The sequence below is a fragment of the Bacillus sp. EB106-02-03-XG38 genome (genome assembly GCF_058792175.1).
This window is the reverse complement of record NZ_JBYTED010000003.1, coordinates 702,613-716,013: the sequence shown is the minus strand read 5'-3', so window position 1 is coordinate 716,013 and position 13,401 is coordinate 702,613. Positions and strand designations below refer to the sequence as shown.

The window sequence follows — 13,401 nt, the reverse complement described above, 5'->3', positions numbered from 1 at the left end:
TTATTCACTAAAACGTGAACTCAATTATTTGCATTTCCTTCTCTCCATTCTTTCGCTTTTTCATCAACATTACGTACAAACTCAGTTTTCCCTTCCGAATATAACGTACCATCATATGTATACTTTTCAGCTAATTCTTTCTTTAAGGTTGCATATGCCTCAGCTTCTTCACAATGAGCCATCATATAATCACGAAATGCTAAATGCCTTACTATTTCAGGATTTCCTCTTTCAAACACGTGTAAGTGATACGAGCGTTTTTCCTCAGTTCCATGAATAAAATAACGACGTCTTGAAATACCATTTTCCCCTTTTGCGATATAGCCAAGCTCTATAAAACGTTCATTCCACCTATCTACTCTATCGATACTCTCTACTTCCATAATCATATCTATAATTGGTTTCGCTGCTAGTCCTGGCACCGACGTACTTCCAATATGATGTACTTTCACATTTTCTGGCATCGCCGCTTTTAATCTTTCGGCCTCCATGTGAAATTTTTCGTTCCAATGATTTTCATGCGGAACAACTACAATTTTTCTCATGTAAACTCCCCTTTTCTTACAAGCTCGTCAAAAAAATGATCAGTGCTATTCACTGATCATTTTTTGTATTATTTAAAGTCTTTCCAAGTAAGGCTACTTTCACTTAACAGTTCTTCAAATGATTTATTCTTTTCACGTTCTTTTTGTTCTTGGCGCTTTCTTTCCAGTTCAGCTGCCTCTTTTTCTTCTTCTCTCACTTGCAATTCTTTCTTCTTATTCTTTAATTGCTGCATGAGTGAATCATTTAATTGATCACCTAATGTAAGCGACTCTTTCTCTTGTTTATTCACTTGCGATTGTCTTTGCATTTGTCTTTGTTTCTTTTTCTTCATACTACTCACCTTTTACTTTTTTCTCCATTATAGTAGATACACAATGAACTCGACAATAAAAAAGGTTCTTTACTCTATTACTCACCTTTTGTAAATATGTTAATTTTTCGAAAAAACTAAATTTTTATATAGATATAATCCTATGAATCTATTAAAATTATGTCGTATGATGTCAGATTATAAAAAAAGGAGAAAACAATTATGTGGAAAAAAATCATTCCTGCTGTTGCCATTTTAAGCACCATTACTTTTTCAACCGTATTTGCCGCTCCCCCATCCCAGACTCCAGCTGAACAAAACCGCTACATAGACGTACAAATGCTTGGTATTAATGATTTCCATGGACAACTAGATACTGTTAAAAAAATTAATAACAAAGAAGCTGGTGGCGCTGATTACTTAGCTACTTATTTAAAAGAACGTAAACAGCAAAACCCGAATACACTTCTCGTACATGCTGGCGATATTGTCGGAGCTAGTCCACCAGTTTCAGCGTTATTACAAGACGAACCAACGATTGAATTTTTAAATGACTTAAAATTTGATGTTGGTACAATCGGAAATCACGAGTTCGATGAAGGTATTGATGAAATGAAACGTCTCATTTACGGTGGATATCATGAGAAAACAGGCAATTTCAAAGGTGCAAACTTCCCTTATGTCGCTGCAAACTTCTATAACAAATCAACTGGCCGCTTATTTTTACCACCATTTACTGTAAAAATGGTAGATGGTGTTCCTGTAGGATTCATTGGCGTTGTTACAACTGATACACCAAATGTGGTGATGCCTACTATGCTTAAAAATGTACAGATCACTGACGAAGTAGAAGCAATTAATAAATCAACGCAACAATTAAAGCGTCTCGGTGTTAAATCCATCGTCGTCCTTGCCCATGTTGGCGGAACAACTGATGAGTCTGGCGTGACAAATGGCGACCTTACTCGAATTGCAAATGAAACAGATCCGGAAGTTGATGTTATTTTCGGTGGACATAGTCACACGTATGTAAATGGTACTGTAAATAATAAACTAATCGTCCAAGCGAACTCTTACGGAACAGCTTTCTCAGACGTAGATGTAACAATTGATCGTAAAACAAAAGATATTGTAAAGAAAAAGGCTGAAGTCATTACAACATATCACGAAGGTGTGGAACCTGATAAACAAGTAAAACAAAAAATAGATCAATATAAAGAAAAAATCGCACCACTTGTAAATGAAGTGGTAGGTAAATCCACAGCAGCTATTGACCGTAAACAAAATGATGCTGGTGAATCTACTCTTGGGAATGTAATTGCTGATGCACAGCGTCAAACGATGCAAGCTCAAATCGCACTTATGAACCCTGGTGGCATTCGAAATGACTTAGATGCTGGCGATATTACATGGGGCGAATTATACGGCATTCAACCTTTCGGAAACCAATTAATTAAAGTAGATTTAACAGGCCAAGATATTCGAGACATTTTAAATCAACAGTGGCAAAAAGGTACGACGCGCATGCTTCAAATTTCAGGTATTCAATATACGTGGGATGCCAATAAGCCAAACGGTGAAAAAGTTACAAATATACGTTTAACAAACGGAGAAGAATTATCTCCATCTAAAACGTATAGCGTAGTTGCAAATGCCTTCTTAGCTTCTGGCGGTGACGGATTCGTATCATTTAAAAATGGGAAAAATGCAGAAACTGGTCCAAACGACTTTGAAGCACTAGTCGATTACGTAAAACAATTAAAAGAACCAATTCAGCCCGTTATTGATGGAAGAATTCAAAAGGTAAATTAAGTAGTTCCCTAATATGCGGTCCAGCTTTTTATTATAAAGGATACTCGTTCTTACAATGAACATAGTATCCTTTTCTTTAGTTATTAAAAATCATATTGTTGTAAAAATTGTTGTAGCGCCTCTTCTACAAGTTTAGATTTTTGAATTCCTTTCGATTCTGATAAAACGTCTAGTTTTGCTAATATTTCTTTATTAATAGAAAAGGTACGTTTCTTTTTCTCTGTACTTATACTCTTAATAGGCGCAATTACTTCTTCTCTCTTTCTTAATAACTCATATATACTTTGTAATTGCTCATAAATTAATAATTGATAATCTATTGTCGCATATTGAAGGGCTGTCGCTTCTTGGAGTTGTAAGTGACGTGGTTCTTCTCCATCCCCTACAAATATACGTTTCTTCTGTTCCCCATCATATTCGTACCCAATCACTCTTAGTTTCTTCGATAATGTATACGGGCTTATTTCAAGACGTTTTGCTATAATAGCGATGGATTCACGTCTATTTAAACAATCTATAATTTCTCCAATCGTCACAATTTCCCTCCTCCCGTGTTGAAATGACACTAGTATGGTATGTTACAATGATTTTCTAACAGTATATGCAAAACGAATAGCCTGTGCGATTCATACGATTTCAGAAAAGGAGGTTTTCAATATGCTTTTTCGTAGCTATACTCCACAGTTTTATAATGAAAATAAACAAATCATTCCTAATAGTATTGCTACGATGGAAAGCGTTATAATTAATGATCGAAAACAAACTCTCCTTATGCGCGGGCAAAACGTAGAGCAGCCTATTTTATTATGCTGTCATGGCGGACCGGGAATGGCACAAATTGGATTTATTCGACATTTTCAAAAAGAATTGGAGAAACACTTCATCGTAATTAATTGGGATCAGCGCGGGGCAGGTAAATCCTTTTCAATGAAAGATTTCGGAGCAAATTTTACAATCGAACAATTCGTGTCCGACGCAAAAGAAGTGATTCAATATGTACTTAAAAAGTTCAATAAACAGAAACTATTTCTCGCTGGTCATTCTTGGGGAAGCATTATTGGGCTTAACATAGCACATCAATATCCACAGTATATCGAGGCTTACATCGGTATTGGACAGATTGTACATATGAAACAAAACGAAGAATTGCTATATCAGCATTTAATTCGTTCTGCCAAAAAACATGATCATAAAAAAGCATTAGCTTCTCTTTTAAAATTAGGAAAACCACCATTTTTAGATACGAGACGTCTCATTATTCAAAGAAAGTGGCTTGGTACATTCGGAGGAGCAATCCAAAATGGATCTTCCTTTTCTTTCATACGAAAAGGCTTCTTTTCTCCCGAATATACGCTATTAGATTGGTTCAAGTTTCTCGCAGGAAATTTAAAATCTGGCGTTTTATGGGAAGAAATGCTAACAATCGATTTCTTTTCTTCTATTTCAAGTTTATCTATCCCGGTTTATTTTTGTTCTGGTCGCTATGATTATCAAACTCCTTATGCACTCGTTCAGGAATATTGTGATGTGATAGAAGCGCCCATAAAAAAGATGATTTGGTTCCCAAATTCAGCACATTCTCCCGATTTAGAAGAACCCGAATTATTCACTCAATCATTACAATCCATTAAACAAGAGCTAGCTTTTCAGCATTAGTCATAAAAGGCTCTTTTACATTTCATAGAAAACAATTTATAATAATATGTCGCAACTATGTATAAAGTGAAACTTTAATCAGTGGGGGGGTCTTACTGCCCATTAAAGCGGGATAAATATAGCAAGGCGCTTCATATTTACTTGCCTTAACACAATAAAATTTTGGGGAGATTACATTTATTATGAATGCTGTACTCGTCGCAGTAGCAGTTATGCTATTGCTTAGTTTGTTACGTGTCCAGGTCATTGTCGCCATCATTGTTGGAGCTTTAACAGGCGGAATTATCGGCGGACTCGGTATTTCAGAAACTATTAACACTTTTACAACTGGTCTTGGAAACAGTGCTCCAATCGCTTTAAGTTATGCAATGCTTGGCGGTTTCGCTATTTCCCTTTCCAAAACAGGACTTCCAGATGCCATGATTCAAACTGCATTAAAATGGATTGGCAATGAACAAGACACGAAAAAACAAGTTTATTCTAAAATACTTATTCTATTCATCATTTTAACGATGGCTTGTTTCTCACAAAATGTGATTCCTGTTCATATCGCTTTCATCCCCATCTTAATTCCAGCACTTTTAAAAGTATTAAATGAGCTGAAAGTGGATCGTAGACTTGTTACATGTATTATTACATTCGGATTGATTACTCCTTATATGTGGATTCCAGCAGGATTCGGAAAAATTTATCATGACGTATTGCAAACAAATGCTGCGCAAAGCGGTCTTACATTTGATGTCGCACTTATTCCAAAAGCAATGACTATTCCAGCAATCGGTATGATTATCGGATTATGTGTAGCGGTGTTCATTACGTACCGGAAACCTCGTACGTATGAAACAGAACAAATTCATACTACCGTAAATGAAATCGTTCCCTATACAAAACGTAGCATTACTTTCGGATTATTATCTATCATCGCTACATTAACTGTTCAATTAGCAACAGAATCAATGATTTTCGGTGCTTTAGCGGGGATTATCGTCTTATCAGTAAGTGGTAGTCTACCTCTAAAAGAAGCAGATGCAATATTAACAAGTGGCATGCGCATGATGTCCTTTATCGGTTTTGTTATGATCGCAGCCGCTGGATTTGGCGCTGTCCTTCGAAAAACAGGACATGTTGAATCTCTTGTACAAACGAGTGCACATATAATTGGAAATAATAAACCGCTCGCTGCATTCCTTATGCTTGTGATTGGACTTCTCGTTACGATGGGAATTGGTTCATCCTTTTCAACCATTCCTATTTTAACAACAATTTTTGTCCCTCTTTGCATGCAGCTTGGATTTAGTCCAATGGCCACCATTGCAATTATCGGTACAGCCGGAGCACTAGGCGATGCAGGATCTCCAGCATCAGATAGTACACTTGGACCAACATCTGGTTTAAATGCTGATGGTCAACACCATCATATATGGGATACATGTGTACCAACTTTTCTGCATTATAATATACCATTACTTATATTCGGCTTTATTGCCGCTATTACATTATAAAAGGTGCGTTTTATACGCACCTTTTACTTTTTTATTTTCCGCTTTAATTGTTGTAACGCTATTTTCCCATTTTCTTCGACACAACTTTCAATTTGCAGGAATGACGGACCTACCCACTCACTATCTATACTCCCGTTCAGCCCAATAATTTTCAATTTATCCGGTATAGATATATTTAAATTTTTTGCTGCCCGAATTAACTCAAAAGTAATCTTATCACTTGAAGTTACAATTCCATCTATATACGGATAAGTTTGCAATAATGTAATAAACTGTTTATTCGTATACCCTTGTACACATACTTCTCGATAAGAGACTCCTTCCTCCCAAACAGCGTCTAGAAATCCTGATACGTGCTCTTCCATTTCTTCGCTATCTTCTCCCTCACAGAAATAAGCAAGAAAGTAACAGCCTTTTTCCTTTAATAAAGAAACCGCTCTTTGTCCACTTTCATAATAATTTGCATCGGATTTTTTTTCATCAATTACAACAAACGGAAGTGGCATTTCTCCTATACTTTTAAAAACGGATCTTGTCAAAATAACACCTGCAACGTTATTTACCTTCAACATATGTATGTATCTATCTTTATTCTCTATATTACAAACAATGGTTTGATATCCTTCTTTATATGCTATTTCCTCAATACAATGTAGCAAAGTGATGTTTGATGGGTCATATAAATTATCTACAAGTAATGCAATTATCGTTGAATTCTCTTTAAATAATGGCTTTGCTGTACTATTTGGCCTATAACGTAATTCCTCAATTGCTTCTTTTACTTGTTTTACTGTGTCTTCATGGACGTATCCTTTTTCATTAATAACTCGTGAAACGGTTGCGACTGAAACACCTGCCAAATTTGCAACATCACGTATAGTTGCCACATCGTCACCCCTTAATATGGTAATAGATTACAATTTTACGGTAACCTAAATTACAATATTCGTCAAGGTTAATAACTTATATTTCTGAAAATTGTTACATCATTACACTAAACTATATTCCAATTGAATTTCATGTAAAATCGGGATATTATCATACCCAATACGCGGGATTTCTTTCTTTATTTTTCGGGCCTCTTCCACCGCATTCACATATAAATTTGTCATCAAAAAATTACGTTTTTGGTAAAAACGTAACGCATTCATATTATCATTCGTTGTAATGAGCCAAACCTGCTCGCACCGCTCTTCTTCTGCCATTTTTAATACACAATCTACAAGTTTTGTCCCTATTCCTTTTCTTTCTTCAAAGCTATCTAACGATACAATTTCGCACGTATTTCCGGTCACTTCATACGTTATAATTCCAATTATTCTTTCATCTGAGAGCGCAACAAATCCTGGTAATTCTTCTAATTGATGCCCCTTCCCACGTGAAACCATCAATGAACTTCCCCAGTTCTCACACATGAACATTCGGATTTTTCCTTTCATCGATGGCGTAATTTTTTGTATATACACCATTTCCTATTTCTCCCCTTTTCTATCATTGTGATACAATGTAAGTGTATCACATGTAACGGTATTTGGAGGATGAGGTAAAGTATGAAACGTTTTTTTGCAGCATTGTTTACTATACTAGGTGCAATAACTGCCCTTGGGATTTTCTTTACAAATAAAGTGATGTACTTAAAGAAAAAAACAGAGGAAGAAGTACTCGAAAGAGAAACGAAAAAACATTTTCGTATAGAGGATTTTGATGCTCTTCATAAAGAAGAAATTCATATTCCTTCGCAATTCGGATATGATCTTCATGGATATTACATTCCAGCTGGCCATTCCAGCAAATTTATGGTTTTCTGTCACGGTGTAACTGTAAATAAAATGAACTCTGTAAAATATGCCAACTTATTTTTAAACAGAGGATATAATGTCGTTATTTACGATCATCGTCGTCATGGTAAAACTGGCGGAAAAACAACAAGCTATGGTTACTATGAAAAACATGATTTAAAATCCGTAGTTGACTGGCTAAAAAGTCGCTTTGGAACAAATATAACACTCGGTATTCATGGTGAATCGATGGGAGCTGCAACACTTCTTCAATACGCAGGACTTGTAGAAGATGGTGCTGATTTCTATATTGCAGATTGTCCTTTTTCTGATTTTTACGGGCAATTACAACATCGTTTAAAGGTTGAATTCCATTTACCGAAATGGCCTTTATTACCTTTAGCAAATGCTTTTTTGAAAGTGCGTGACGGTTATACGATTCGTGAAGTTTCACCAATCGATTGTATAAAAAACATTAACAATCCCGTCCTCTTTATTCATAGTAAAGATGATGATTATATTTTAGCTGATATGACGAAAGCACTATATGAAGCGAAGGAAAACAATAAACAACTTTATATTGCAGAACACGGTGCACACGCTTGCTCTTATAACGAAAATAAAGAAGAATATGAAGCAGCCGTTGATCAATTTTTAAACTCATATGTAAAAGAAACAAAAAACAGGCTTGCATAAGCCTGTTTTTTTATTGCGCTAAAACGTCTGTAACTTGTTCCATGTTTTCAGAAATCCATTGCATTGCATCATCTAACGTTGGAAATTCTGTCGTTTGAAATGTTACCTCATCTTGCAGTAACCAAACATCCTTTGACTCTTGTCCCACACCTGCAATGGACCAGTGTAACAAACTATATGGATGATTATCATTCAAAAATGATGCCCATGTGCGCTCCTTTGCAATATTTCGTAATGTACGTAATTGTTTATCCATCTTTCGTCACCTTACTCTAGTCAGTTATAAAAAACATTATAACACTCTCTTCTCTCCCAAAGAAAGTGCTCATTTGATATTGTCAAGTACTTCTCTTGATTATATGATGAAATTAAGCGTTTGGGAAGGAGGGATAGCGTTGGCTAAAGTACAAATTAAAGTAAATGATAATGGCTCTTTTCGCGTTACAGGGGACGTGGAATTAGTTGATTCACAAGGGAATGTATTCCCAGCAAAACCGGCATTTTCTTTATGCCGTTGTGGTTTATCAAAAAACATGCCTTATTGCGATGCTTCGCATAAAGGTAAATTCGAATCTGTTGTTAGAGCACCAGAAGCAGAATAATTTCACATGTGACATGCACATTTTTTTGTGCATGTTTTTCTTTTTTACAACTCCGTTACATCCCTTCTCCTTACAACATTTTTCATACTTTTGTCTCCATGCCAGGCTACCTATATTTCCACACAATTCTTCACATTCGAATATTTTTCACTAGCCTTTTTTCTTTTTTGTGCTATAATTTGAGCAAACAACATCCTTCGGGGTCGGGTGAAATTCCCAACCGGCGGTGATGAAGTGCAAACTTCTAAGTCCGTGACCCGTTTTCAACTCGAAAACGGTGGATCTAGTGAAACTCTAGGGCCGACAGTATAGTCTGGATGGGAGAAGGATATGTTTTCTAGTAATTTTATATAGCGAATACACTTTTATTTCAGTATGCATATTTTTATAGATTCAATTCAAATCTATATATATGTTTTATTTTGTATACTTTTCTTTCTATACTGAAATAAAAAGAGACGACTAGCGCTTGAAAAATTTGATATTTTGCTAGGTTTTTTCCTTATGCCTAAATATCAATCATCGTTAGGTTTCTTTCCTATACTTTCGTATTCGAACTATATTTCTAGAAATCACGTCTCCCAAACCTCAAGGATATTAAAAATCCTTGAGGTTTTTTGATTTTTTCAGGAGAGGTGAAGAGAATGACAGATCAAGAATATATGAGGATTGCCCTGCAGTTAGCAGAAGGAACTTCCGGACAAACAAGTCCCAATCCTATGGTTGGTGCTGTTGTTGTAAAAGACGGAAACATCGTCGGTATGGGAGCTCATTTACGTGCTGGTGAAGAACACGCAGAAGTTCATGCTCTTCATATGGCTGGTGAAAAAGCAAAAGGAGCTACCGTGTATGTAACACTTGAACCGTGTAGCCATTTTGGAAAAACACCACCTTGCTGTGAATCGCTCATCAAAAAAGAAGTTAAGCGCGTTGTAATTGCTACTCTTGATTGTAATCCGCTCGTTTCTGGTAATGGAAAAAGGAGATTAGAAGAAGCTGGCATCGAAGTAACGACTGGTGTTCTTGAAGCGGAAGCAGTTTTATTAAATCGCTACTTTTTTCACTACATGAAAACAAAACGTCCATTTGTAACAATAAAAACAGCAATGAGCTTAGACGGAAAAACAGCGACTGTCACTGGTGAAAGTAAGTGGATTACAGGAGAAGAAGCACGAGCTGATGTTCACCAATATCGCCATACACATGATGCAATTCTCGTTGGAGTGAATACAGTTATAGCTGATAATCCACATTTAACAACAAGAATTCCTAACGGGGGTAAACATCCTATACGCGTTATTTTAGATACCCATTTACGAACGCCACCATCTTCTCATGTCATAACAGATGGTTTAGCACCGACGTGGATTTTTGTCGGTAAGGATGTAAATAAAGAGAAAATAGCTTCTTATGAATCTGAAAATATAGTGATATTCCAAATGAAAACGAAGCAAATTGAAATTGAGGACCTCCTTTTCTTACTTGGAGAGAAGCAAATTCTTTCTCTATTCGTTGAAGGAGGACAATCGATTCATGCAAGCTTCCTACAAACAAAGTATTTCAATGAAATTGTAACTTATATAAGTCCCAAATTAATTGGCGGGAAAGATGCCCCTACTTTATTTGGCGGAAATGGTTTTACAGCATTACAAGATGCACTTTCCTTGGAAATTCAAGAGATGAAACAAATTGGCGATGATATAAAAATTGTTGCGAATGCCCGAAATGAGGTGACGGAATGTTTACAGGAATTGTAGAAGAATTAGGAACGATTGCAAACATGCAACAAAGCGGAGAAGCAATGAAGTTAATGATCCATGCAAATACAATTTTATCCGATGTTCACTTAGGTGATAGTATCTCGGTTAACGGTATTTGCTTAACTGTAACGAGTTTCACAACAACTTCATTCACCGTGGATGCAATGCCTGAAACGATGCAATCTACGTCACTTCGAATGCTTAAACCGCACTGTAAAGTAAATTTAGAACGTGCAATGGCTGCAAATGGACGATTCGGTGGACATTTCGTTTCAGGACATATTGATGGCATCGGAACGATAGTAAGTAAAAAACAACACTATAATGCCGTCTATTACAAAATAGCTATCGCTGATGAATTATTGCGCTATTGTTTGCATAAAGGATCCGTTGCTGTTGATGGAACGAGTTTAACAATATTTGATATAGACGAATCTTCCATTACAATCTCACTCATCCCGCACACAGTAAGTGAATCTGTTATCGGAGAAAAAAATGCTGGTGACATCGTAAATATTGAGTGTGACATGATTGGTAAATATATCGAACGCTTTATTTCTAAACCTGTAAAACGAACAGGTTCAATGACCGAAAGCTTTTTACAAGAAAACGGATTTTTATAAGGGGGAAGCATGATGTTTCATCGTATTGAAGAAGCTCTAGAAGATTTAAAACAAGGGAAAGTCGTAATCGTATGTGATGATGAAAACCGTGAAAATGAAGGCGATTTTATCGCTTTAGCAGAGTATATTACGCCAGAAATAATTAACTTTATGATTACACATGGGCGCGGCCTCGTTTGTGTACCAATTACGGAAGAGTACGCAGAACGTCTACAATTAGAACCAATGGTAGCTCATAATACAGATTCGCATCATACTGCATTTACAGTGAGCATTGATCACGTTTCTACAACAACTGGGATTAGCGCTCACGAACGTGCAACTACGATACGAGAGTTGTTAAATCCTGCATCAAAAGGTGCTGATTTCAATCGTCCTGGACATATCTTTCCATTAATTGCGAAAGAAGGCGGTGTCCTGCGCCGTGCTGGTCATACAGAGGCTGCTGTCGATTTAGCACAGCTTTGCGGAGCGGAACCAGCTGGCGTCATTTGCGAAATTATTAATGAGGACGGTACGATGGCACGCGTACCTGATTTACTACAGTGTGCAAAACAATTTGATATAAAAATGATTACAATAGAAGATTTAATTGCTTATCGCCGCCACCATGAAACATTAGTGACGCGAGAAGTGGAAATTACATTACCTACAGATTTCGGTACTTTCCATGCAATTGGCTATTCTAATTCATTAGACTCGAAAGAGCATATCGCACTCGTAAAAGGTGATATTTCAACAGGAGAGCCTGTACTTGTACGCGTTCATTCAGAGTGCTTAACAGGAGATGTATTTGGATCGTGCCGCTGTGATTGCGGACCACAACTCCATGCTGCCCTTGCTCAAATTGAGCGTGAAGGAAAAGGCGTTCTTCTTTATATGAGACAAGAAGGACGAGGTATTGGGCTTCTAAATAAGCTTCGCGCTTATAAGTTACAAGAAGAAGGGTTCGATACTGTAGAAGCAAATGAAAAGCTTGGATTCCCAGCGGATTTGCGTGATTATGGTATCGGCGCTCAAATTTTGAAAGATTTAGGTTTACAACATTTACGATTATTAACGAATAATCCGCGAAAAATTGCTGGCTTACAAGGTTATGATTTAGAAGTAATCGAGCGTGTTCCATTGCAAATGCCAACAAAAGAAGAAAATAAAACGTATTTACAAACGAAAGTAAACAAATTAGGACATTTACTAAACTTATAATTAAAGGAGAGATTTATTATGGTATTCGAAGGTCATTTAGTTGGTACAGGATTAAAAGTTGGGGTTGTTGTTGGACGTTTTAATGAATTTATTACAAGTAAGTTACTTGGCGGAGCTTTAGACGGATTAAAGCGTCACGGTGTAGAAGAAACTGATATTGATGTTGCTTGGGTGCCTGGCGCATTCGAAATTCCTTTAATCGCTAAAAAGATGGCGAATAGCGGGAAGTATGATGCTGTTATTACTTTAGGTACTGTCATTCGCGGCGCGACAACACATTATGATTACGTTTGTAATGAAGTTGCAAAAGGTGTTGCCTCTTTATCACTACAAACAGACATCCCAGTTATTTTCGGTGTATTAACGACTGAAACAATCGAGCAAGCGATTGAACGTGCGGGCACGAAAGCTGGTAATAAAGGCTATGAATCCGCCGTTGCTGCAATTGAAATGGCTCACTTATCAAAACAATGGGCATAAAAAAAGAGGCAGTCGCCTCTTTTTTTATTTCTTTACTTTTTTCCGTACATCTTTTATTAATTCGTCCATTGTTTTTCCTTCTGTTTGTATACGAAGCGTTTGTGCTGTTCTCCATACATTCTCTCTTTTCTTCGCTTCTTCTATAATAGTAATTTCTTTTCGTACTTCCTTTAAATCTTTTCCTTCTGTTTTCAATCCAAAATGTTCAGCTTTCGTTCGAAAATGTTGTTCAATTCGTTGTTGCATTTCTTTTTGTTCAGGATTTTCGGCGGCCTTAACTGGATCAGCACTTATCGCTTTTAGTAAAATGAGACAAGTCATAATCGCTAATATATATTTGTGCATGTAAAATCCTCCAACCCAATATAAATTACATATTTACTATGTACAATTGGCGCTTGGAAAATTCGTCCACCAAAATTCTTTTTTT

Annotated in this window: 16 protein-coding genes and 1 riboswitch; of the genes, 9 read left to right on the top strand and 7 right to left on the bottom strand. The window is 36.5% G+C overall.

What is annotated here, in order from left to right:
* Positions 1-20 precede the first annotated feature (20 nt).
* Both AC3WTI_RS18285 and AC3WTI_RS18280 read right to left on the bottom strand, forming a co-directional pair.
* Positions 21-545, bottom strand: a complete 525-nt coding sequence (locus AC3WTI_RS18285; RefSeq protein ID WP_087956851.1) for a GrpB family protein — start codon at positions 543-545, stop codon at positions 21-23.
* Between the two features lie 68 nt (positions 546-613).
* Positions 614-877: a YqkE family protein gene (locus AC3WTI_RS18280; RefSeq protein ID WP_142286696.1), complete on the bottom strand. Its 264-nt coding sequence runs from the start codon at positions 875-877 to the stop codon at positions 614-616.
* Between the two features lie 201 nt (positions 878-1,078).
* Here AC3WTI_RS18280 and AC3WTI_RS18275 point away from each other — a divergent pair, with 201 nt between their 5' ends.
* Positions 1,079-2,668: a bifunctional metallophosphatase/5'-nucleotidase gene (locus AC3WTI_RS18275; RefSeq protein ID WP_097841187.1), complete on the top strand. Its 1,590-nt coding sequence runs from the start codon at positions 1,079-1,081 to the stop codon at positions 2,666-2,668.
* A gap of 83 nt (positions 2,669-2,751) precedes the next feature.
* On the opposite strand, the gene AC3WTI_RS18270 is transcribed toward AC3WTI_RS18275, so the two are convergent.
* Positions 2,752-3,204, bottom strand: a complete 453-nt coding sequence (locus tag AC3WTI_RS18270) for a ribbon-helix-helix domain-containing protein (RefSeq protein ID WP_087956853.1) — start codon at positions 3,202-3,204, stop codon at positions 2,752-2,754.
* A gap of 121 nt (positions 3,205-3,325) precedes the next feature.
* On the opposite strand from AC3WTI_RS18270, the gene AC3WTI_RS18265 reads away from it, so the two are divergent.
* Positions 3,326-4,324, top strand: coding sequence for an alpha/beta fold hydrolase (locus tag AC3WTI_RS18265; protein WP_087956854.1), 999 nt, complete (start codon positions 3,326-3,328; stop codon positions 4,322-4,324).
* Between the two features lie 182 nt (positions 4,325-4,506).
* Positions 4,507-5,826, top strand: a complete 1,320-nt coding sequence (locus AC3WTI_RS18260) for a Na+/H+ antiporter family protein (RefSeq protein ID WP_087956855.1) — start codon at positions 4,507-4,509, stop codon at positions 5,824-5,826.
* Between the two features lie 23 nt (positions 5,827-5,849).
* On the opposite strand, the gene AC3WTI_RS18255 is transcribed toward AC3WTI_RS18260, so the two are convergent.
* Positions 5,850-6,713, bottom strand: a complete 864-nt coding sequence (locus AC3WTI_RS18255; protein ID WP_097841188.1) for a LacI family DNA-binding transcriptional regulator — start codon at positions 6,711-6,713, stop codon at positions 5,850-5,852.
* Between the two features lie 102 nt (positions 6,714-6,815).
* Entirely contained in the window at positions 6,816-7,295 is a 480-nt protein-coding gene (locus AC3WTI_RS18250) for a GNAT family N-acetyltransferase (RefSeq protein WP_087956857.1), read from the bottom strand.
* Between the two features lie 81 nt (positions 7,296-7,376).
* Between AC3WTI_RS18250 and AC3WTI_RS18245 the strand changes: the two genes are divergently transcribed.
* Complete coding sequence (locus AC3WTI_RS18245; RefSeq protein ID WP_097841189.1) at positions 7,377-8,300, top strand: alpha/beta hydrolase; 924 nt, start codon at positions 7,377-7,379, stop codon at positions 8,298-8,300.
* Positions 8,301-8,310: 10 nt separating this feature from the next.
* On the opposite strand, the gene AC3WTI_RS18240 is transcribed toward AC3WTI_RS18245, so the two are convergent.
* Entirely contained in the window at positions 8,311-8,556 is a 246-nt protein-coding gene (locus AC3WTI_RS18240) for a YqkC family protein (protein ID WP_492304387.1), read from the bottom strand.
* Between the two features lie 139 nt (positions 8,557-8,695).
* On the opposite strand from AC3WTI_RS18240, the gene AC3WTI_RS18235 reads away from it, so the two are divergent.
* From AC3WTI_RS18235 to ribH, 5 genes are all read left to right on the top strand, one after another.
* Complete coding sequence (locus AC3WTI_RS18235) at positions 8,696-8,902, top strand: CDGSH iron-sulfur domain-containing protein (RefSeq protein ID WP_001151582.1); 207 nt, start codon at positions 8,696-8,698, stop codon at positions 8,900-8,902.
* Between the two features lie 189 nt (positions 8,903-9,091).
* Positions 9,092-9,235: riboswitch (FMN riboswitch) on the top strand.
* Between the two features lie 311 nt (positions 9,236-9,546).
* On the top strand, positions 9,547-10,659 hold the full coding sequence (gene ribD / locus AC3WTI_RS18230) for a bifunctional diaminohydroxyphosphoribosylaminopyrimidine deaminase/5-amino-6-(5-phosphoribosylamino)uracil reductase RibD (RefSeq protein ID WP_087956859.1): 1,113 nt from the start codon (positions 9,547-9,549) through the stop codon (positions 10,657-10,659).
* Positions 10,641-11,285: a riboflavin synthase gene (ribE, locus tag AC3WTI_RS18225; RefSeq protein ID WP_087956860.1), complete on the top strand. Its 645-nt coding sequence runs from the start codon at positions 10,641-10,643 to the stop codon at positions 11,283-11,285. The genes ribD and ribE overlap by 19 nt, the downstream gene beginning before the upstream one ends.
* 12 nt (positions 11,286-11,297) lie before the next feature.
* A complete protein-coding gene (gene ribBA / locus AC3WTI_RS18220; RefSeq protein WP_087956861.1) occupies positions 11,298-12,491 on the top strand; it encodes a bifunctional 3,4-dihydroxy-2-butanone 4-phosphate synthase/GTP cyclohydrolase II in 1,194 nt (397 codons plus the stop codon).
* Positions 12,492-12,509: 18 nt separating this feature from the next.
* Positions 12,510-12,971: a 6,7-dimethyl-8-ribityllumazine synthase gene (gene ribH, locus AC3WTI_RS18215; RefSeq protein ID WP_000230900.1), complete on the top strand. Its 462-nt coding sequence runs from the start codon at positions 12,510-12,512 to the stop codon at positions 12,969-12,971.
* A 24-nt stretch (positions 12,972-12,995) separates the two neighbouring features.
* On the opposite strand, the gene AC3WTI_RS18210 is transcribed toward ribH, so the two are convergent.
* Positions 12,996-13,316 carry a hypothetical protein gene (locus AC3WTI_RS18210; RefSeq protein ID WP_000549778.1) on the bottom strand — a complete coding sequence of 107 codons (321 nt, stop codon included), beginning with the start codon at positions 13,314-13,316 and terminating at the stop codon, positions 12,996-12,998.
* Positions 13,317-13,401: the final 85 nt, after the last annotated feature.

Coding starts and splice junctions, on each gene's coding strand:
- AC3WTI_RS18280 (WP_142286696.1), bottom strand. CDS start 877: ATGAAGAAAAAGAAACAAAGACAAATGCAAAGACAATCGCAAGTGAAT.
- ribD (WP_087956859.1), top strand. CDS start 9,547: ATGACAGATCAAGAATATATGAGGATTGCCCTGCAGTTAGCAGAAGGA.
- AC3WTI_RS18250 (WP_087956857.1), bottom strand. CDS start 7,295: ATGGTGTATATACAAAAAATTACGCCATCGATGAAAGGAAAAATCCGA.
- AC3WTI_RS18260 (WP_087956855.1), top strand. CDS start 4,507: ATGAATGCTGTACTCGTCGCAGTAGCAGTTATGCTATTGCTTAGTTTG.
- ribE (WP_087956860.1), top strand. CDS start 10,641: ATGTTTACAGGAATTGTAGAAGAATTAGGAACGATTGCAAACATGCAA.
- AC3WTI_RS18275 (WP_097841187.1), top strand. CDS start 1,079: ATGTGGAAAAAAATCATTCCTGCTGTTGCCATTTTAAGCACCATTACT.
- AC3WTI_RS18265 (WP_087956854.1), top strand. CDS start 3,326: ATGCTTTTTCGTAGCTATACTCCACAGTTTTATAATGAAAATAAACAA.
- ribBA (WP_087956861.1), top strand. CDS start 11,298: ATGTTTCATCGTATTGAAGAAGCTCTAGAAGATTTAAAACAAGGGAAA.
- AC3WTI_RS18245 (WP_097841189.1), top strand. CDS start 7,377: ATGAAACGTTTTTTTGCAGCATTGTTTACTATACTAGGTGCAATAACT.
- AC3WTI_RS18240 (WP_492304387.1), bottom strand. CDS start 8,556: ATGGATAAACAATTACGTACATTACGAAATATTGCAAAGGAGCGCACA.
- ribH (WP_000230900.1), top strand. CDS start 12,510: ATGGTATTCGAAGGTCATTTAGTTGGTACAGGATTAAAAGTTGGGGTT.
- AC3WTI_RS18285 (WP_087956851.1), bottom strand. CDS start 545: ATGAGAAAAATTGTAGTTGTTCCGCATGAAAATCATTGGAACGAAAAA.
- AC3WTI_RS18210 (WP_000549778.1), bottom strand. CDS start 13,316: ATGCACAAATATATATTAGCGATTATGACTTGTCTCATTTTACTAAAA.